This window comes from Undibacterium sp. RuTC16W (assembly GCF_049339445.1).
GTDB lineage: Bacteria > Pseudomonadota > Gammaproteobacteria > Burkholderiales > Burkholderiaceae_D > Undibacterium.
Genome location: NZ_JBMPPE010000003.1, coordinates 474,527 through 493,289, shown reverse-complemented (window position 1 = coordinate 493,289; position 18,763 = coordinate 474,527). Strand labels below are relative to the sequence as shown.

The window sequence follows — 18,763 nt, the reverse complement described above, 5'->3', positions numbered from 1 at the left end:
ATCAGCCGGAAGTGCATCTGCGGCCCAACAAGCTGGTGGCGTACAAGTCGGTAGCCCATGTGATGGCAACGGCACAGCGCCTTGGTGTCACTAAGATCGGGATGGTTGGTAATGAGCAGTTCTTGAAGTGATACCAGTGCTGAATGGATGACGTTTGAATGATGTTGGATGGAGCAGGGTGGCAGTCTGTAAGTGAGCTAAGCGAAGGCGCTGTAAGAGAAATAGTGTATGGTCAGGTCAAAAGATTTTTAGATACCACTTAAATACCTATTGACAACCACTGTAGATAAGACCTACGATGAGACCTGTGCTGGATTATCTACTGAAAATTACGTTTTAACACGAATTTTTCAGAGGGAAATCGGCGACATTGAGCAGAATGATTTATGACAGAAATGAACGTGACTAAACAATACCAATACTTGATCGGCGTTGATGGCGGTGGCACCGGAACCCGTGTGCGCCTGCTCGCCCGTCAAGGCGTGCAAGCTAATAGCACTGCCGCTGATGCTGTATCTGCCATCTCGGCTGTTGGTACTGCGGGCCCTTCTGGCCTGATGCATGGTGCAGAGGCGGCGTGGAATTCGATACTCGCAGCGACCAGGCAAGCGTTTTTTGAAGCGGGTCTCAGCATGCCTGCCTTGGGTGAAATTGCGGCAGGTTGCGGTCTGGCAGGAATTAATAATCGCCAATGGGCGGCTGAGTTTGTCTCCGCGAATCCGGGCTTTGGCCTGCTCGTGATTGAGACCGATGCTGGTACTACTTTGCTTGGCGCACATCAGGGTAAGGCAGGGGCGATTATTGCGCTTGGTACGGGTAGTGTTGGCGAGGTCATGCTGAGTGACGGATCGCGCCGTGAAGTCGGGGGCTGGGGATTTCCTTCCAGCGATGAAGCCAGCGGCGCCTGGTTAGGTTTGCGGGCGATGAATCATGCACAGCATGTGCTGGATGGTCGTAGTCCTGCGGATGTTTTTTCAGCGGTGGTAATTGCGCATTGCGGTGGCGATAAAGATGCGGTATTTCGCTGGCTGGCCCAAGCGAATCAGACACGTTACGCGCAACTCGCACCGATGGTCATTGCACATGCTGGCAGCGTTGCCAGAGCCAGCGCCATTATGTCTGCAGCGGGATACGAGGTAGGTAAGATGGCGATGGCACTTGATCCGTCTGCTACCTTGCCGATTGCTTTATGTGGCGGACTGGCGGAGTCAATGAACGATTTTCTGCCGGAAGATTTACGCCCCCGTATCGTCAAGCCGCATGCTGATTCTGCTGCTGGTGCATTAATACTGATTCAGAACCGATTGTTGAGCATTCAATAGAAAGAACACTATGCAAGCGCAATTAAGTGATTTCAAGCCGGATAGCGATAGTTCTACGCCGCTGTATTTGCAGCTCGCTAACAAGCTCGCGACCGGTATACATAGCGGCATCTGGCAGCCTGATGAAGCACTGCCTTCCGAGCGTTTGCTATCTGAAGCGCTGGATATCTCGCGCGTCACTGCGCGTAAAGCAATCGACATGTTGTGCGAACGCGGATTGCTGACCCGCAAGCATGGGTCCGGTACTTACATCACGCCCAAACTGGAGCAACCCTTATCCCGTCTGACCAACTTTAGTGAAGAGTTGCGTCAGCGTGGTTTTGCTCCGGGATCGCAATGGATTTCACGTGAGACGGGGATCGCAGCACCGGAGGAAATCTTGTCATTAGGCCTGTCGCCGAATACTGTCGTATCGCGTTTGAAGCGTCTGCGTACCGCCGATAACGTCGTGATGGCGATTGAAAGTACGACGATTCCGGCGATCTATTTGCCGAATCCTAAATTGGTAACTGATAGCCTGTACGGTTATCTCGAATCAAATAACGTGACCCCGACACGCGCCTTGCAGCATATCCGTGCCGTCAATGCGACCGCCGAGCAGGCGAAACTCGCGGGTATTAAACAGGGAGCGGCGATGTTATTTATTACCCGTGTCGGTTACCTGCCGACTGGTGCTGCCGTAGAGCTGACGCATTCTTATTGCCGCAGTGATTATTATGATTTTGTCGCGGAGTTGTTCAGATGAGTGGAAGCTTGCAAGGTAATGTCCTGACGTCAGCAGGTTGGGTCAATGGCTCTATTGATTTTGCTGAACGCGTCACCGCTATTCATGGCGAGAAAAATGATCCGGCGGATAATTCGCAGCTGTATATCTTGCCTGGTTTTGTTGACCTGCATGTGCACGGTGCAGGTGGCAAAGACACGATGGAGGCGGGCGATGCTGCGGAGGTCATCGCGCGCATGCATGCGCAACATGGCACGACGAGTTTACTCGCAACTACCATGACAGCACCGATGGCGGATCTGGAGGCGGCATTGTCCGCATTGAAATCGATATGCGAGACCAGAGCCAAAGGTGCAGCGCGGGTACTTGGTGTACATCTGGAAGGCCCGTATATCAATCCAGGCAAGCTCGGTGCACAACCGGATTTTGCGCGAATTGCCTCACTGGAGCAGGTCAAACAGTTGCATGCGATCGCACCGATCAGGCTGATTACCGTTGCGCCGGAAATGGAAGGCCATTTGCAACTGGTGCGCGACCTGGCAGAGATGGGGATGGTCGTGCAACTTGGCCACACATTAGGTACCTATGAAGAGGGTGTTGCTGCTTTAGAAAACGGTGCTAAAGGCTTTACGCATTTGTATAACGCTATGTCGCGTCTCGATCACCGTGCTCCTGGCATGGTCGGAGCGGCGCTCGCGCATGCGCAATTTTCTGAAATTATTCCCGATCTTTTGCATGTACATCCCGGTGCGATCAAGGCGGCAATGCGGGCGATACCACAGTTGTATTGCGTGACGGACTCGACCGCAGCATCCGGTATGCCGGATGGTCAGTACATGCTTGGTCGTCAGGTAGTGCATAAATGCCTGGGTGGTGTGCGTCTGGCAGATGGCACGCTGGCTGGCAGTACGCTGACGATGGATCAGGCATTGCGTAATCTGGTCAGCATCGGTCTTGATATTGCAGATGCCTCCAGGCGCGTGTCCACCTATGCCGCCGATTATCTCGGCTTATCTGATCGTGGTCGTTTGCACGTGGATAGTTACGCCGATATCGTCGTACTCGATCGCAAACTGAACCTGGTCGCTGTTTACGTAGAAGGAGAAAAGATTGACCTCGCAAATGCTTAAAGAAGCCTGTTCGTCCGCCGAGTTTGTGGCACATCAACTGACCCAGGATAGAGATCGTTACATCGCCCTGGGAAATCATCTCAGAGACAATCCACCGTCATCGGTTTTGACAGTGGCGCGGGGCAGTTCCGACCATGCCGCCAATTATGCCGCCTACCTGATCATGTCGCGTCTGGGACGCATCGTTGCCTCTTTGCCGATGTCGCTGGTTACACTAAACAAATCCCCTTTGCATGCTCGTGATGCACTGGCAATTGCGATCTCGCAGTCCGGACAAAGTCCCGATGTCATTGAGCCGATTCGTTATTTCCGTGAAGGCGGTGCCTCGACGGTCGCGCTGGTCAATGACGCTGCCTCACCGCTGGCGCAGAGTGCCGAATGGACTTTGCCTTTGCATGCAGGTCCGGAGCTCAGCGTCGCCGCAACGAAAAGTTTTATTACCTCACTGGTTGCAGGTGCACGGGTCGCGGGCAATTGGCAAAATGATGCGGACTTCTTAAGCGCGATTGAGATGCTGCCAGAGGCCCTGGACGCAGCAACGCGTTGTGACTGGTCGAATGCGTTAGAGGTATTGACGCCGGCCTCGCGCATTATGACTGTGGGGCGTGGTATCAGCTTCCCGGTTGCGCTGGAATCCGCGCTGAAATTTAAAGAGACTTCCGTGATCCAGGCAGAGGCATTTAGCGGGGCAGAGATCAAACATGGTCCGATGGCGCTGATTGACGACGGCTATCCATTATTGATTTTTGCAACCCGTGGTCCTGCCCAGGCTGGCCTGATCAAACTCGCCGAAGAAATGCGCGGTCGCGGTGCGAACGTGCTGCTGGCAGCGCCGGTCGATATTAAAGAACGTAATCTGACTTTGCCTACTGCGGCGACGCCAGACCTGGATCCGATTGTCGCGATCCAGGCGTTTTATGTGATGGCGGCACACTTGTCTATTGCACGTGGATTAGATCCTGATAAGCCGCGTCATTTAAGCAAGGTGACTAAGACGAATTGAGCTTAAGGCGAATTAGGTTTAATGCGACTTGCATCTAATACGACTTGAATCTAATACGACTTGCATCAGTGTGAAACGATTGAATTTATTTGTGGATTTATAGCCGTGTTTTTTAAAAACCTCTCGCGCTCGCGGGAGGATATTTCAAACATATTCATCACATACTCCTATCTAGTATATTTTCAAACGCTAATGTAAATATACGGATTTGACTGGTTTTTATAAAAAAATAGGGGAGTATTGCTCCAGTGGGCAAGATTCGATTTTCGGTAACGGGCACAATTCAGCGATTAAATGCGGCAAGCTCAAGCGCCATGTCTACGATGCAATCCATCACACTGATATTGCTATTGATGTGCGCGCACGGCAGTGCCAGCGCGGCGGAAAAAATCGAATTCTGGACCATGAGCTTAAAGCCGAAGTTCATTCCGTATTTTCAAACGCTAGTCAAAACTTATGAGGTACAACACCCCGGCGTCAAAGTCGAGTGGGTAGATTTCCCGTGGGATATTTTGCAACTGAAACTCATTACCTCGATTGCTGCAGGTACACCCCCGTCACTGGTCAATCTCAGCGTGCCGTGGGCAGAAGAATTTGCGCGTGATGGTTTGATCGAACCGGTTGACGGTCTGATGAGGAACAAAGCGGTCTACACCAAAGGCGCGCTCGATGATCTGACGTTTCGTGGCAAGCTCTACGGTTTTCCGCATTACAGCAACGTCAATGTGATTGCTTATAACCGCAAAATTCTCGGCGCCGCCGGGATCACACAAGCACCAAAAAATATGGACGAGCTGCTCGCGTATGCGCGTCAGATTGCGGCTAAAACTGGGAAAGCAGGTTATGCGCCTGCGCTAGGCAAGATCGATGGTTTTTTGATGCAGCAAGGCTTGCCGCTGATCAAAGATGGCAAGGCTGTCTTTAATTCGTCCGCCCATATCGCCTTGATCAAAAAACTTGCTGACACTTATAAGGCGAACGGTTTTTTGAAAGACAAGTTATTCGCCGAGGATAATTTCCCCGCTGTGGTTGATGCCTATCTGGGCGGTCGCCTCGGCATGATGGTCAGTGCGCCAACCGCGCTAAAGCGTATCCAGGCTGACTCTGCCGAAATCTATGCAAACACCGGTATTTTCCCTGCACCTGTCGGTCCAACGGGTATTGCCGATGGTGGCTGGATGTTTAACTTCGCTGTGCCAAAAGGAGTTAATCCCCGATCGCTCCCCGCCATCGCCGAGTTCGCCCAATTTCTGACGAATGACGAGAACCAATTAGCCTTTGCCAAGATCGCCAAAGTTATGCCGACTACAGTCAAGGCGCTTGCAAATCCTTACTTTGCAGAGATACCTGATCATGCTGGCGCAGCAGACGTCGCACAAACTATTGCTGCTGGATCGATGCAGTATTCACGCAGTCTGTATGTGGATGGCATCACTGATTATGATGAGTTGCGACGGTTTCTGGTGCAGGCAGTAGAGGCGGGTATGACCGGCAAAAAAGACATTAAGCTAGCACTCGATGAGGCAGTGGCGATCTGGAATAAAAAGCTGGCTGCCGATGCTCATATCCGGCTGATGCCAAAGGAAGGTAACTGATCATGTCCGCTTTCCGACGACATAATGTCCTCGCTTATGTATTTCTCGCGCCGGCTTTGTTATTGCTTGCCTTATTTTCATTCTGGCCGGTGTTATATGGCTCCTACTTGAGCTTTACTGATTTTAGTTTAGTCCGCACGACGCATTGGGTCGGTTGGGATAATTATCGCACTATCTTCGGAAATGCGATGTTTGTCAGCGGTCTTAAAAACTCTCTGCTATTTTTGCTAATCGTCCCGTTTATTCAGATCGGTGGAATCGTACTGGCGACGCTGGTCAATACCCAATTGCCAGCGATACGCTGGTTTCGTGCGGCTTATTATGTGCCGGTGGTGACCACGGTTGCGGTGGTCGGGATTATGTGGGGATTTATGTTCCATGATCAGGGCGCGTTGAATTATATGCTCCTGAAACTGCACGCCATCAATCAACCGTTGGGCTGGTTATCGGATGACAGTCTGGCGATTTTTTCGATTATGTTTGTCTCGCTCTGGCGCGGCCTGGGTTGGTATATGGTGATGTATCTGGCAGCGCTGCAATCCATCCCGGCCGAGATGCAAGAAGCCGCCACGTTAGACGGTGCAAATCTATGGCAACGGTTTTGGAAAATCACCGTACCCATGCTATTTCCAACCATCATGGTCTGTACCATCATGTCAGTATTGGCTGCACTGAAGGCGTATCAGGAAGTGGATGTTTTGACCCAAGGTGGCCCGATGAATTCGACTTTTACTGCGCTCTACTATGCCTACGATCAAGGCTTAAAGCATTTGAAATTGCCGCGCGGTCTTGCTGCAAGTTTTGTGATGTCGTTGTCTTGTATTGCCATCGCACTAGTCTGCCTGCGCTACCTGAAGCCGAGGCACCGGTGATGCCATATTCTGTTCAGCGTCTGTCTAAAATTATTCTGCAATATGCGGTGCTTATCGCATTAGCGGTGTTATGCGTATTCCCGTTCTGGTGGACGCTAGTGGTGGCAGTGTCGACTGAAGGTAATCTCTTTGAATTCCCACCTAGCTTTATGCCACAAGCGGTATCGCTAGACAATTTTATTGAAGTATTCCGCGTCATCCCGATGATCGCGTTTTATAAAAATTCCTTGCTGATTACAGTCGCAACCGTGTGCGGGAAATTACTACTGTGTTCGCTAGCTGCCTATCCGCTGTCACGTATGCGCTTCAGCGGCAGCAAGCTGGTATTCGGACTGATACTGGCAACCATGATTTTGCCCTCAGAAGTAAATTTTCTGGTGAACTTTATCACCCTGACCAAGATAGGTCTGGTCAATACTTATACCGGTGTGATCTTGCCGAATGTCGTGACCGCCGTATCAATACTATTGTTGAAACAAGCCTTTGATGAAGTACCACAAGACCTGATTGATGCTGCGCGGGTTGATGGTGCACCGGAGTGGATTATTTTTTGGAAAATCGTCTTGCCATTGATTTTTCCATGGCTGGCAACCGTGGGTATTTTGACTGCAGTGGAGGCATGGAATGACTATATCTGGCCATCCATCGTGATTAGCAAGCCTGATGATTTTCCTTTGTCGGCAGGCGTTTTGTACTTACGCGGCACCTATGGCAGCAGCACGCGGGTGATTGCCGCCGGCACCATTTTGACGATTGCGCCAATACTCGTCGCATTTTTATTTACCCAGCGCTTTTTTATGCGCGGCATGGATGGAGCAGTGAAATGACTTTAGACGTTAAGCAGTCGAATGCAAAGCCAATGACAGACTCAGTTGTCAACTTAAGTGCAAAAAAAATCGCCGGTCAACTGATCATGATACGCATGCCTAGCACCTCGCTTGATGCCGAGATGGCGCAATTTTTACGTGACAATCATATCCGCGCGGTGTGCCTGTTTCGCCAGAATATGGTGGATGCTCAGCAGTTGTCTAAGTTCACATCGGATTTGCGTGATGTGATGGGGCCCGATGCCTTGATCGGTATTGATCAAGAGGGTGGTGCGGTCGTACGTGCGACCTGGGTGCCGCAGCCGCCTGCTGCAATGTCATTGGGTGCTAGCGATGATCCGGCGCTATGCCGCGCAGTCGGTGCAGCGGTCGCGCGTGCTGTGAAAAGCTTGGGCTTTAACTGGAACTTTGCTCCGGTGCTGGATCTCAATAATAACCTCGATAACCCTGTTATCTCTGAACGTTCGTTTGGTTCCGATCCGCAAAAAGCTAGTCGTTTAGCACTGGCATGGATGGAAGGGAGTTTGTCCGAGGGCGTGGCTTGCTGCGTAAAACATTTCCCCGGACATGGCGATACCAATGTCGATTCGCATCGTGATTTGCCGACGGTCAATAAGTCGCGTGCAGAACTGGATGCAATGGAGTTTGCGCCTTTCCATATAGCCAAAGAAGCTGCTCCAGCCATGATGACGGCGCATATCGTTTATCCCGCATTAGACGCCGATTATCCCGCCACGATGTCGAAAAAAATCCTGACTGGCATCTTGCGTGACGAGTGGAACTATCAAGGTGTTGTTATTACTGATGGCATGGACATGCACGCAATTGCCGGTCGCTACGGTGCAGGTAAAGCTGCCGTGATCGCATTGGATGCTGGCGCTGATCTGGTGATGGCGCTGGGTACCAGAGAAACCCAGATCGAGACACTGGCAGCCTTGACCGACGCAATACAAAGTGGGCAGATTGATGCTGCTGGATTACAGCAACGCCTAGCGCGTATCGCTAGGCTGACGCAACAGTATCCATGTCAGCAAACTGGGTTTCAAATCGCTTATCAAACTGAAGCACAAGATGTGCAATTAATGGCAGAGGGCTGGAAGCGCGGATTGACGCCTTACCACAACCCCAAAGCCCCGGCACCTGGTAGTAAAGTCCGTCTGGTGATCAGTGCCAACGTCGTCAGCGATGGCGTCTCGGAAGCGGGTATCCGTTCCGAAAAAGTTACTGCGATGTTGAGCGAAATTTATGACGTCGATACCGTGCAATTTGATCGGGCGAACGAATTTGACTGGAGCGCATTGCCGGATGATGGCCGCTTTACGATACTCGCATCGACGATCCGTTTGCGCTACAGCGAAAAAATACGCCGGGAGTGGAAGCCTGATTTGCATCTGGTGTTATGGAACCCGTTTCAATCGTTGGACATCCAGTCGCCTGCTCTGATCACCTATGGTTTTGCTACGCCAGCGATAGCTGCTGTAGCAGCCTGGCTTCGTGGAGATATTGTTGCTGATGGTAAGTTGCCTGTGGCTGGTTTTGATGCTTGAGAAATATGGTGGCGGGAGTGGTGCGCATGGCACACCCTACTTATCTCATCGGAGCTTCTAGAGCCTCTTTAGGCTTTTGATGTATTTGTTGGTGGAGGTATTTCGGACGCCGCGGGGTCCTCACTCCCGGCCTGTCGCTACGAAGTATAAAAATATTAGTTCGAGAGAACACCGGAACAAAAATGGCTCAAGTCCAATTAAGTAATATCACCAAACACTACAGCGACACCAAAGTCATTCAAGGTATCAATCTTGATATCAACGATGGTGAATTCATTGTTTTTGTCGGCCCCTCCGGCTGTGGTAAATCGACTTTGCTCCGTATGATCGCCGGATTAGAAGACATCACCGATGGCGAGCTATTCATTGATGGAGAAATAGCTAATGATATCCCGCCAGCTAAGCGCGGTCTGGCGATGGTGTTCCAGTCCTATGCCTTGTATCCGCATATGTCGGTGTACGACAACATGGCATTTAGTTTGAAAATGGCGGGACAAAAAAAGCAGCAAATTGACGATGCCGTACAGCAGGCTGCTGGCATATTGCAAATCAGCCATTTACTGCAACGTAAACCAAAAGAGTTGTCCGGTGGTCAGCGTCAGCGTGTCGCGATTGGTCGCGCGATTGTGCGTCAGCCCAAGCTGTTTTTATTTGATGAGCCACTTTCTAATCTCGACGCCAGTCTGCGTGTGCAGATGCGGATTGAGTTGAGCCGATTGCATCAGGATTTAAAAACGACAATGATTTATGTGACTCATGATCAGGTGGAGGCGATGACCTTGGGGCAGCGTATTGTCGTTTTCAATGCTGGAAAAATAGAGCAAGTCGGCACGCCATTAGAGTTGTACGAACGTCCCGCCAATTTGTTCGTCGCAGGATTTTTGGGTGCGCCTAAAATGAATTTTCTGAGCGCGGAAGTGACTGCACTCAATGGTACTAATGCACAGTTAAAATTAAACGATGGAACTAGTTTGAGCTTGCCTATGATTACATCACAAGTCGCTATTGGTGATGTCGTCACGCTGGGGGTACGTGCAGAACAACTGACTCTGCCGCCGATAGTCGGCGCTTCACAGGAGGCGCCCTTATTGCAGATTATCATCGATTTTGTTGAGCATCTCGGCGACGCCTCGGTCATTTACGGACATCTTGCAAACGCCGTACACGATCAGCAAAATCTTTCCATTAAATTGAGTGCAGATCTGTGCGCGACCTTGCCCGCGTTAAAGTCGGGTAGTCAGATCGATGTCGCGATGCCTTTATCGCGTTGCCATTTGTTTGATGCATCAGGCCGTGCCTGTGGTACCTAGGCGATTTATATAGCAGGTTAGGAAGAAATAAAAACGCATTCTGTTTTTTGAGAATGCGCTTCAGGGTCGATGATAATTGCTAGTCTTGCGTCGTGCTCCGCGAAGGGATGATCAGACTGTCTCAGTTACTTTCTGCTCATCCTTGATTTTTAAAAATCGCGATAAGATCAAAACTGGGATTGCAGAAATCAGTGCCCAGATAAAGAAATTTTTGTACCCCAAGGCGATCTGAATATCGCCACTGATCATTTTAAAAATAATGAAACCTAACTGCATTACACCAGAGCCCAGTGCGTAGTGCGCGGTCTGGTATTTGCCAACCGCCACCACCTGCATGATGAATAAAATAATGCCGACAAAGCCAAAACCATAACCAAACATTTCTATGCACAATGCCGCAGTAATGATGCCCAGATTGCCAGGCAAATTGCTACTCAGGAAAACAAATACCAAAATCGGCAGGTTCATCGCGATAATAAGGTAAGGTAGTGCGCGTTTTAGTCCCAACCAAGAGGTGAAGTAACCACCGAGTACGCTGCCTGTCAGAAATGCGATGGTCCCCGCTGTGCCATACACGATGCCGACCTCATCGGTGGTCAAACCTAAGCCACCAAGCTCTTTTGCTTCACGTAAAAATAGTGGCCCTATAGTTTGTACCTGACCCTCACCGGCACGGAATAAGATGATGAAAATGATCGCGATCCAGATGCCTGGTTTTTGAAAAAAATCAATGATGACGTCTTTTAAAATCCAGAATGCGCCTTTGAGTGAGGTTTCCATTGGCGCATTTTTTGTCCCCGGTAAGGCCCACAAATTATAGAGCGCAAGCACGATCAGCATCACGCTGAGAATCCCGAAGATGATCATCCAAGCATGCGCCGGGTCCATATGTTTTTCGAGATAGCCAGCTAAATAAACTAGGCCGCCTAATGAAAAAAATCTGGCTGCGTTAAAAAATGCGCCTTGCCATCCTGCATAGGCAGCTTGCTGTTTATTGCTAAGACTTGCCATGTACAAACCATCGCAGGCGATATCGTGAGTTGCGGACGCAAACGCCACTACCGCGAGTAAGGCAATACTGATCGCGAAATACATGGGTAATTGCAACGAGAGTGCGACCAGACCCAAGCTTACGCCACCGATGAGCTGAAAAATAACCACCACGGATTTTTTACTGCTAGCCAGTTCCAGAAGCGGACTCCACAAGGATTTGAATACCCAGGCAGCACCGATGAGTCCGGTCCATCGCGCGATCTGATCATTGGGCATCCCCATACTTTTGTACATCAGGCCCGCGACCAATGCGACGGCATAAAATGGTAAGCCTTGCGCAAAATACAGTGTAGGAATCCAGCGCATAGGATGTCGGCGAGTGGTCTGTTCAGTGGTCATCGTGATGGTCCCTCAAGGTGTGGGGCTGATAGTCAAGCTAACGGGGTTTTGTTTGATGCAATGCCCTGCAGAGGCAGTGGAGGAATTAAATCAAATTTGTCTCAGCGCACAACATACAAGGCACGCAAAAACAGGTCAACTGGTTTTGTTTAATTAATGCCACTTTAATTCCACTGATGCGATATTTGATCGCTGAATTCATTAACTTCATTTAAATTTGTAGTAAATCCTTTTACATCGTTTAAATAAAATTTTTTTTATTTTCTTAGGTGTTGTGACTTTGCTGCAAAAAACATCAGATTGAGGAACTGGTATGGTGTTTTTTTTTGATGAAAAATACAGCAGTCTGGACCAGATGGACGTGCCGCGAATTTTTTTGCATTCTAAATCAGCGTATGCCTGATCGGTCTGAGGAAGGATTGTTGCAAAAACTGGTATTTGCGCAGCTTTGCCGGCGCTCTCCGTTTACCCACGCTGTGACATCCTTGGCGTAGTTATTTATTCAGGCTCGCCACTCGAGCGCCCTTAATCTGGACAATGAATGAGATGGGGATGCAAGTCAGATGTGCTAACGAAATGTACAAATAAGATGAGTAAATAAGATGCGCCGATGCTGGTCAGCGCATCTTTATTTTTTCGATGAATAAATCTGCAGAGCAGTTCTTGATTGATCGCCTACACTTTTGCTGGTTTGACGACCAGGGCGACACCGAGCAGGGCGATCACCATGCCGATCGCGGCAGTTATGGTAAATTTTTCGCCAAACATTAACCAGGCCATGACGGCGGTGACTGGTGGAACCAGATACATGTAACTGGTGACTTTGGTGGCTTCACCGTGACGTATCAGAATAAACAAGACCGAGATGCCGACGCCGGACAGTACAAAGACGGACCATGCCATTGCGGCAAAAAATTGTGGTGTCCACTGAATAGTTTGTGTTTCCAATAGCAGAGCGAATGGCAAGGTCAGCAATAGTGATGCGGCGAACTGGATCACCTGGCCGGTACGTACATCAAACGAGGGACAGGTTTTCTTTTGGTAGAGTGTTCCTATCGTCATCGATAGCAGTGCCATGACGGCCAGCGCAATACTGCCGCCAGACAGGCCGACGACTGAGATTTTATTGGCGACGACCAGACCAACGCCGAGCAGGCCAAATCCCAGACCTAGCCATTGCTTGCCTTGCGTTTTTTCACCAATCGCAGGGCCGAGTATCGCGGTCAGAATAGGTTGGGTATTGACGATAAGCGCAGCAAGACCCGCGGGCATGCCGAGTTTGACTGCGCACCAGACACCGCCAAGATAGCCTGCCTGCATGAGTATGCCCGCCACTGCAATATGCGGCCAGGCCTGACGTTTAGGCCAGGGAGCACGCATGCTTATCGCAAGCACGCCCATGAACAAAATAACCCCGAGATAGCGCAGGCAGAGGAAAGTCAGTGGCTCAGCATACGGCAAGCCATATTTAGCAACGACATAACCAGAAGCCCAGATGAAAATAAAAATAACAGGAGCGAAGCGAAGCAGGGGGGATTTGTGTGAAGTCATTGAACAGGGTACAAGCCAGCAGGATGAAAAAATACTGACGAAGCTAATGGAGAAAACCTACCGTATTTTCACATGAAACGCTTCTGTCATGGACCAGGCAGGACCAATTAACAGATGAAAAAAACCTGCATTTATACGAGATAAGTGCAGGTTTTTTCATGTGCCCTGGATGTGTTTTTTGTGCGTTTTTGTGTATTGCCCAGCACTGGTGTGCGCTGGTCAGATCAACACTACATCACAATCCAATCAAAGCCGGATCAGCTCATCTCAGGCGGACTCAAGTGGACTCAGCCCAGATTGGCAGCCGCAAAATCCCAGTTGACCAAAGCCCAGAATGCTTCCAGGTATTTTGGACGTGCATTGCGGTAGTCGATGTAGTAAGCGTGTTCCCACAGATCGCAAGTTACCAGTGGCTTGTCTGTCGTGGTCAGTGGTGTTGCGGCGTTCGATGTGTTGACGATATCTAAGCTGCCATCCGCTTTTTTTACCAGCCATGTCCATGAAGAGCCGAAATTGCCGATACAGGATTTGGTGAAAGCGTCTTTGAAGGCATCGAATGAGCCCCATTTCGCGTTGATGGCGTCAGCCAGTGCGCCGCTTGGTGCGCCGCCGCCATTTGGCTTCAACCCGTTCCAGTAAAACGTGTGATTCCAGATCTGAGCAGAATTATTGAATACGCCACCGGAGGATTTTTTTACGATTTCTTCCAGAGAAGAGTTTTCAAACTCTGTCCCTTTGATCAGGTTGTTCAGATTGGTCACATAAGTCTGGTGGTGTTTGCCATAGTGATATTCCAAGGTTTCTTTGGAGATATGTGGTGCCAAAGCGTCCAGTGCATAGGGCAATGCCGGTAGGGTATGTTCCATTGTGCTTCCTTTGTTGTTCGTGGTTCGGGAAAACCTTCATTGTAATAGCTTAATGCCATGCTTGCAGCTATGTGATGATTTTCAAGGCGGAATCTGGTTTTGTTGATTCAGAAAAAAGTAAAAAATACTTGAATCCATTTCCCGATGGCTTGCGTAAATTCACGTGACTAGCACAGTCTCAGGTCGGCAAGCGGTGTCAACGTCAACCGTTGCCATATTGCGATGCACGACCTTCTACCTCACACTTATCAGGAGATTTGAATGAAAACAGCCCTTCGCTTACTTTCCGGCGCATCGATAATCGCTGCTCTGGCTGCTTGCAGTTCCGCGATGAGAGCACCAGACGCTCCCGCCGCTGTTACGGTGCCAGCTGGTAATAAACTAGTACTGAGCCTGGTTGGTGCGGGTGACCTGACTTACGAGTGCCGTGTCAAGGCGGCGATGCCAGGCGCGTATGAATGGGTTTTTGCTGGTCCGACTGCGGTGTTGTCTGATCAGAGCGGTAAAGCACTGGGAAAATATTATGCTGGCCCGACCTGGGAATCCAATGACGGTAGCAAAGTCACTGGCAAGCAGTTAGCCGTTGCACCGGGCGCTGCGAATGCGATTCCACTGCAACTGGTCAAAGCGAATCCCTCAACGGGGAACGGTGCGATGACGGATATTACCTACATTCAGCGTTTGAATACCATGGGTGGTGTTGCGCCATCGGACAGCTGTGCTGCGGATAATGCTGGTGCTAAAAAATTGGTCAAATATCAAGCGGACTATTTGTTTTACAAGGCGAATTAACTTCAGACTGGCTGATATTCAAACCTGTGGTGAATGTCAGCCGGTGATATAGAAGGGAGTGTTATCTGTGAATGGTATCAATGCGTGGTATCGATCATGGTACCAACGAGTGGCATCACGAACCTGCATCAATCAATATTAATTCAAGCTGGTTTGCACGCTGCTGATACCAATTTCCGCTTCACCGTCAGCAAGGCGTACGGAGACCAGGCTGTGCGCTTGCAGATTTTTACTTGAACGTATCAGCTTACCTTTGTGGTCGCTGAGGATCGCATAGCCGCGCTCCAGTGTTCTTTGGGGATTCAGCATTTCCAGCTGTGCGCTGAGATGCATTAATGCCTGATTTTGCGTATCTGTCTGAAGCTTAATGGCAGAGGCAAATCGTCTTTTCTGCTCTAGCAGACGCTGGCGTTCCTGGTCGGAATCCGGGCGTTGTGCGTTGAGTCTGGTGTGCAAATTGGTCAGTCGTGAATGCGCGTGCTGACGCGGCATGGCACTTGCGTAACGCAGGCTCTGAGCGGCGCTTTCCAGTGCCAGACGTTTGGCCTGAATGGCATTGATCGGGCTGACCAGGCGTCGCGTCAGCCAGTCGATTGTCTGATTGTGTGCTGCTAGTTGTCTTTGAATAGCACGGCCTGCATGCCGGCGATATTGCATCAGATTGTCTAGCCAGTCGATTCGCGGTGTTGCAGCTAATTCTGCGGCCGCGGTTGGTGTTGCGGCCCGCACATCAGCCACAAAATCGGCAATCGTAAAATCGGTTTCATGACCCACACCGCTAATCACGGGCATCACGCAGTTCACGATGGTTCTGGCGACAATTTCCTCATTAAACGCCCATAAATCTTCGATGCTGCCACCACCCCGGCAGACCAATAAGACATCACATTCGTCTCGTGCTGAGGCTGTGGCGATCGCCTGTGCAATTTTATTCGCAGCACCTTCACCTTGCACCGGAGTCGGATACAAAATCACGTGAACATGTGGTGCGCGCCTTTGCAAGGTGGTCAGGATGTCACGTAAAGCCGCTGCTTGCGGGCTACTCACGATACCGACGGTCTTTACAAAGACCGGAATAGGGCGCTTACGTTCTATGTCGAATAGTCCCTCTTCACCGAGTCGGGCTTTCAATTGTAGAAATGCCTCGTATAAATTGCCCATGCCGGCACGCCGTATCGCTTCGACATTAATCTGATAATCGCCGCGCGCGGCGTATAAGCTGACCAGCGCGCGGACTTCTACCTTGTCGCCTTCGCGTGGCATGAAATCGGCATATTGGGCCCGGCCTCGAAACATCACGGCACGCACCTGTGCTCCGGCATCCTTCAGGGTGAAATACCAATGTCCAGATGCGGCGCGGGTGAAATTCGATATTTCGCCGGAAACCCACGTCAATGGGATGTTTCGCTCCAATAATTGCGCCACTGCTTGATTCAGCGCCGAGACTGTGATCACGGAGGGCATGGTTATTGGACTTGGGGAGTGAAAATCAAAGGTCATAAAGCGCTTGAGGGTAAAAGCTGTCCACAGAAAGTGGTGGCGGTCATCAGAATGTCATTAACTGTTGCGTATGTCAAAAGCAATCGAGAATCTATACTTAAGTAGTTGATTTTTAAGGGATTAAATTTTTGCCCGTTTTTTGGGCAAAAAAGGAAAGTCCTTATAAATCAAGGGCTTTAGCGATTATTCTTGAGCTTGTTCACAAAGTTATCCACAGTATTCGTGAACAATGATGAGCCATTTTGAGAATTTTTGAGGCCATGAGGCAATCGTTTGCCTTGCCTAAATTATTTGCACCAAACCAATGTTTAATAAAAACAAAGACTTAGCGACAATCACCATGCTTTTGCACAATCTTGTCCACAATTTATGTGCAAAAGTACGCAGCGTTTGTGGATAAATAGCAGAAACGCCGATATTCTGCTGTCAAAATAACATGAATTTATGGAATTGTGTCATATGCTTAATTTGCAGGCATGTGGTGTAAATTGATATAAATCAAAGGCTTAGTATTATCTACAGTGCTTCTTCACAGTCTTATCCACAAAAAATGTGCAGAAACCCAAACTTATACACATACCGTTCACTTTCCTTAAAAAAATGGGGATAACTGAGAATAAACGCCTGTATTCTGGTCAAAATTATGAATTTGCCTGTTATTTAGGCAAACGTATAATCGCTTTGAAATCAGCGACTTAAGCTCTTGTGCTTACCTTGTTCACAATGTTGTCCACATAAACTGTGCAGAACTTCGTCGCAGTGATCACTGTTTTGCTGGTAAAAATAGGTAATCAGAGACTGTATCCATGCTGCCTAAATCTGTGGCAGTGATGTTAAGTTGAATAAAATCAAATGCTTAGCTAGTTCATTCATACTTATCCACAATCTTGCACACAGAATTTGTGCAGAACTCGGTAAAAAAACTGACTTGTTCACATCCTTAAAATCTAATTGCAGATTTTCATCTTGTGTACTTGCTCACACGCACGCAACGCGCTACATTGCGGGATTGAATCGTATTTGTTTTCATGGCGTGCATGAAGCCTGAACCGGATTGCTGAGCCTCATACTTTCAGCTTAGTAACATGGGTGTGATCCGCATCGTGTTAACCTGATGAAAGTAAAGCTGCCGGGCGCATGTTGTATGACGCCTGATACCCGAGCGAAATGCGCGAACCCTCTTCGCACTACCAAGGACTAAGGAGTCACTTTTGTTTGCCATTATTCAAGCGGCTGGTTGGCCAATCTATCTTTTACTGGTTGCATCGATTATTGCACTGGCTTTAATCATTGAGCGTAGTTTGTCGCTGCGTCGCCAGCGTATCCTGCCGCGCACTTTACTCGACGAGGTGATTCGCGTTTATCACGCCGGTAAAATCAAACAAGAAGTCATCGATCAACTGTCGAACAATTCCCCGCTGGGTAAAGTGCTCGCCGCCGGTTTGCGCAATGTCAATGCGCCACGTGAGGTCATGAAAGAATCGATCGAAGAAGCGGGGCGCGGTGTCGCGCACGAGTTAGAACGTTTCTTGACTACCTTGGGTACGATTGCGTCTCTGGCGCCATTGATGGGGCTGTTCGGTACCGTGGTTGGTATGATTGAAATCTTTGGTTCACAAAACGCATCCGGAGCGAATCCTGCGCAACTCGCGCATGGTATTTCTGTCGCTCTTTACAACACGGGTTTCGGTTTGCTGATCGCGATGCCTGCTTTGATTTTTTATCGTCATTTCCGTGCGCTGGTAGATAGCCTGGTAGTGGATATGGAACAGCAGGCAGTGAAATTTGTTGATACTGTCCACAGCGCGAGAAAATAATGAATTTTCGTAAAGGACAGGGGCGTGAAGACCCTGAGATCAATCTGATTCCTTTCATTGACGTTTTGTTGGTGATTCTGATCTTTTTGATGGTGACGACGACGTATAGCCGTTTTACCGAATTACAGATCACGCTGCCGACGGCCGATGCTGAAAAGGCGCAGGATAAGCCGAACCAGATCGATATCGGGATTGACGCGCAAGGTCGCTACAAGATCAATAATCAGGCGGTGTCGTTTCTTGATACGGCGACTCTGGCGCAGGACCTGAAGCAAGCGGCAACGGCTTTAGAGGCGGGCAAAGAAGGTGCTCAGCGTGATCCTATTGTAGTTATCAATGCTGATCGTGCCGCAACGCATCAGTCCGTGATCGATGTTCTGGAAGCTGCGCGTATCGCTGGCCTGGCAAAAGTGACATTCGCAGCGCAAGCCTCAGGGAAATCGAAATAGCGTTGAACACGCCTCGCAGCAAGCTGCTTCCGAGCGCTGGCGGCAAGACACAAAAAAATGTAAAAA

17 protein-coding genes are annotated in these 18,763 nt (G+C 49.5%); 13 read left to right on the top strand and 4 right to left on the bottom strand.

The annotated features are described in order from the left end of the window. The 10 genes from ACO0K4_RS08970 to ACO0K4_RS08925 form a co-directional block, all read left to right on the top strand. Window positions 1–131, top strand: a 131-nt coding sequence (locus tag ACO0K4_RS08970; protein ID WP_422956290.1) for an ExbD/TolR family protein, incomplete at its 5' end; no start/stop codon positions are given. Window positions 132–386: 255 nt separating this feature from the next. Further along, window positions 387–1,322, top strand: a complete 936-nt coding sequence (locus tag ACO0K4_RS08965; RefSeq protein ID WP_422956270.1) for a BadF/BadG/BcrA/BcrD ATPase family protein — start codon at window positions 387–389, stop codon at window positions 1,320–1,322. A 10-nt stretch (window positions 1,323–1,332) separates the two neighbouring features. After that, window positions 1,333–2,067, top strand: a complete 735-nt coding sequence (locus tag ACO0K4_RS08960; RefSeq protein ID WP_422956269.1) for a GntR family transcriptional regulator — start codon at window positions 1,333–1,335, stop codon at window positions 2,065–2,067. After that, window positions 2,064–3,176, top strand: a complete 1,113-nt coding sequence (gene nagA / locus ACO0K4_RS08955) for an N-acetylglucosamine-6-phosphate deacetylase (protein WP_422956268.1) — start codon at window positions 2,064–2,066, stop codon at window positions 3,174–3,176. Before ACO0K4_RS08960 ends, nagA begins: the two co-directional genes overlap by 4 nt. Continuing rightward, window positions 3,169–4,179 (top strand): SIS domain-containing protein, encoded by a 1,011-nt coding sequence (locus ACO0K4_RS08950; RefSeq protein ID WP_422956289.1) that lies wholly within the window; start codon window positions 3,169–3,171, stop codon window positions 4,177–4,179. Before nagA ends, ACO0K4_RS08950 begins: the two co-directional genes overlap by 8 nt. Window positions 4,180–4,493: 314 nt before the next feature. Further along, the gene (locus ACO0K4_RS08945) at window positions 4,494–5,774 is read left to right on the top strand and encodes an ABC transporter substrate-binding protein (RefSeq protein ID WP_422956267.1); all 1,281 of its coding nucleotides are present in this window, start codon (window positions 4,494–4,496) and stop codon (window positions 5,772–5,774) included. A 2-nt stretch (window positions 5,775–5,776) separates the two neighbouring features. Further along, window positions 5,777–6,646, top strand: coding sequence for a carbohydrate ABC transporter permease (locus ACO0K4_RS08940; RefSeq protein ID WP_422956266.1), 870 nt, complete (start codon window positions 5,777–5,779; stop codon window positions 6,644–6,646). Next, entirely contained in the window at window positions 6,646–7,473 is an 828-nt protein-coding gene (locus tag ACO0K4_RS08935) for a carbohydrate ABC transporter permease (protein ID WP_422956265.1), read from the top strand. The genes ACO0K4_RS08940 and ACO0K4_RS08935 overlap by 1 nt, the downstream gene beginning before the upstream one ends. Next, window positions 7,470–9,020 carry a glycoside hydrolase family 3 protein gene (locus ACO0K4_RS08930; RefSeq protein ID WP_422956264.1) on the top strand — a complete coding sequence of 517 codons (1,551 nt, stop codon included), beginning with the start codon at window positions 7,470–7,472 and terminating at the stop codon, window positions 9,018–9,020. Before ACO0K4_RS08935 ends, ACO0K4_RS08930 begins: the two co-directional genes overlap by 4 nt. 182 nt (window positions 9,021–9,202) lie before the next feature. After that, the gene (locus ACO0K4_RS08925; protein WP_422956263.1) at window positions 9,203–10,330 is read left to right on the top strand and encodes an ABC transporter ATP-binding protein; all 1,128 of its coding nucleotides are present in this window, start codon (window positions 9,203–9,205) and stop codon (window positions 10,328–10,330) included. A 111-nt stretch (window positions 10,331–10,441) separates the two neighbouring features. Here ACO0K4_RS08925 and ACO0K4_RS08920 read toward each other — a convergent pair whose 3' ends face one another. From ACO0K4_RS08920 to sodB, 3 genes are all read right to left on the bottom strand, one after another. Beyond that, a complete protein-coding gene (locus ACO0K4_RS08920; protein ID WP_422956262.1) occupies window positions 10,442–11,722 on the bottom strand; it encodes an MFS transporter in 1,281 nt (426 codons plus the stop codon). Window positions 11,723–12,397: 675 nt separating this feature from the next. Beyond that, window positions 12,398–13,273 (bottom strand): DMT family transporter, encoded by an 876-nt coding sequence (locus tag ACO0K4_RS08915; RefSeq protein WP_422956261.1) that lies wholly within the window; start codon window positions 13,271–13,273, stop codon window positions 12,398–12,400. 287 nt (window positions 13,274–13,560) lie between these two features. Continuing rightward, window positions 13,561–14,139: a superoxide dismutase [Fe] gene (gene sodB, locus ACO0K4_RS08910; RefSeq protein WP_422956260.1), complete on the bottom strand. Its 579-nt coding sequence runs from the start codon at window positions 14,137–14,139 to the stop codon at window positions 13,561–13,563. A 261-nt stretch (window positions 14,140–14,400) separates the two neighbouring features. Between sodB and ACO0K4_RS08905 the strand changes: the two genes are divergently transcribed. Further along, on the top strand, window positions 14,401–14,931 hold the full coding sequence (locus tag ACO0K4_RS08905) for a DUF3455 domain-containing protein (protein WP_422956259.1): 531 nt from the start codon (window positions 14,401–14,403) through the stop codon (window positions 14,929–14,931). Window positions 14,932–15,069: 138 nt separating this feature from the next. On the opposite strand, the gene xseA is transcribed toward ACO0K4_RS08905, so the two are convergent. Then, window positions 15,070–16,431, bottom strand: coding sequence for an exodeoxyribonuclease VII large subunit (gene xseA / locus ACO0K4_RS08900; protein ID WP_422956258.1), 1,362 nt, complete (start codon window positions 16,429–16,431; stop codon window positions 15,070–15,072). Between the two features lie 1,211 nt (window positions 16,432–17,642). On the opposite strand from xseA, the gene ACO0K4_RS08895 reads away from it, so the two are divergent. Continuing rightward, on the top strand, window positions 17,643–18,248 hold the full coding sequence (locus ACO0K4_RS08895) for a MotA/TolQ/ExbB proton channel family protein (protein ID WP_422956257.1): 606 nt from the start codon (window positions 17,643–17,645) through the stop codon (window positions 18,246–18,248). Then, complete coding sequence (locus tag ACO0K4_RS08890; protein ID WP_422956256.1) at window positions 18,248–18,697, top strand: ExbD/TolR family protein; 450 nt, start codon at window positions 18,248–18,250, stop codon at window positions 18,695–18,697. Before ACO0K4_RS08895 ends, ACO0K4_RS08890 begins: the two co-directional genes overlap by 1 nt. The last annotated feature ends 66 nt before the right edge of the window (window positions 18,698–18,763 follow it).

What these genes read in the sequence shown, in the direction of transcription:
- ACO0K4_RS08965 (WP_422956270.1), top strand. Translation starts at nt 387, where the DNA reads ATGACAGAAATGAACGTGACTAAACAATACCAATACTTGATCGGCGTT.
- ACO0K4_RS08960 (WP_422956269.1), top strand. Translation starts at nt 1,333, where the DNA reads ATGCAAGCGCAATTAAGTGATTTCAAGCCGGATAGCGATAGTTCTACG.
- nagA (WP_422956268.1), top strand. Translation starts at nt 2,064, where the DNA reads ATGAGTGGAAGCTTGCAAGGTAATGTCCTGACGTCAGCAGGTTGGGTC.
- ACO0K4_RS08950 (WP_422956289.1), top strand. Translation starts at nt 3,169, where the DNA reads ATGCTTAAAGAAGCCTGTTCGTCCGCCGAGTTTGTGGCACATCAACTG.
- ACO0K4_RS08945 (WP_422956267.1), top strand. Translation starts at nt 4,494, where the DNA reads ATGTCTACGATGCAATCCATCACACTGATATTGCTATTGATGTGCGCG.
- ACO0K4_RS08940 (WP_422956266.1), top strand. Translation starts at nt 5,777, where the DNA reads ATGTCCGCTTTCCGACGACATAATGTCCTCGCTTATGTATTTCTCGCG.
- ACO0K4_RS08935 (WP_422956265.1), top strand. Translation starts at nt 6,646, where the DNA reads ATGCCATATTCTGTTCAGCGTCTGTCTAAAATTATTCTGCAATATGCG.
- ACO0K4_RS08930 (WP_422956264.1), top strand. Translation starts at nt 7,470, where the DNA reads ATGACTTTAGACGTTAAGCAGTCGAATGCAAAGCCAATGACAGACTCA.
- ACO0K4_RS08925 (WP_422956263.1), top strand. Translation starts at nt 9,203, where the DNA reads ATGGCTCAAGTCCAATTAAGTAATATCACCAAACACTACAGCGACACC.
- ACO0K4_RS08920 (WP_422956262.1), bottom strand. Translation starts at nt 11,722, where the DNA reads ATGACCACTGAACAGACCACTCGCCGACATCCTATGCGCTGGATTCCT.
- ACO0K4_RS08915 (WP_422956261.1), bottom strand. Translation starts at nt 13,273, where the DNA reads ATGACTTCACACAAATCCCCCCTGCTTCGCTTCGCTCCTGTTATTTTT.
- sodB (WP_422956260.1), bottom strand. Translation starts at nt 14,139, where the DNA reads ATGGAACATACCCTACCGGCATTGCCCTATGCACTGGACGCTTTGGCA.
- ACO0K4_RS08905 (WP_422956259.1), top strand. Translation starts at nt 14,401, where the DNA reads ATGAAAACAGCCCTTCGCTTACTTTCCGGCGCATCGATAATCGCTGCT.
- xseA (WP_422956258.1), bottom strand. Translation starts at nt 16,431, where the DNA reads ATGACCTTTGATTTTCACTCCCCAAGTCCAATAACCATGCCCTCCGTG.
- ACO0K4_RS08890 (WP_422956256.1), top strand. Translation starts at nt 18,248, where the DNA reads ATGAATTTTCGTAAAGGACAGGGGCGTGAAGACCCTGAGATCAATCTG.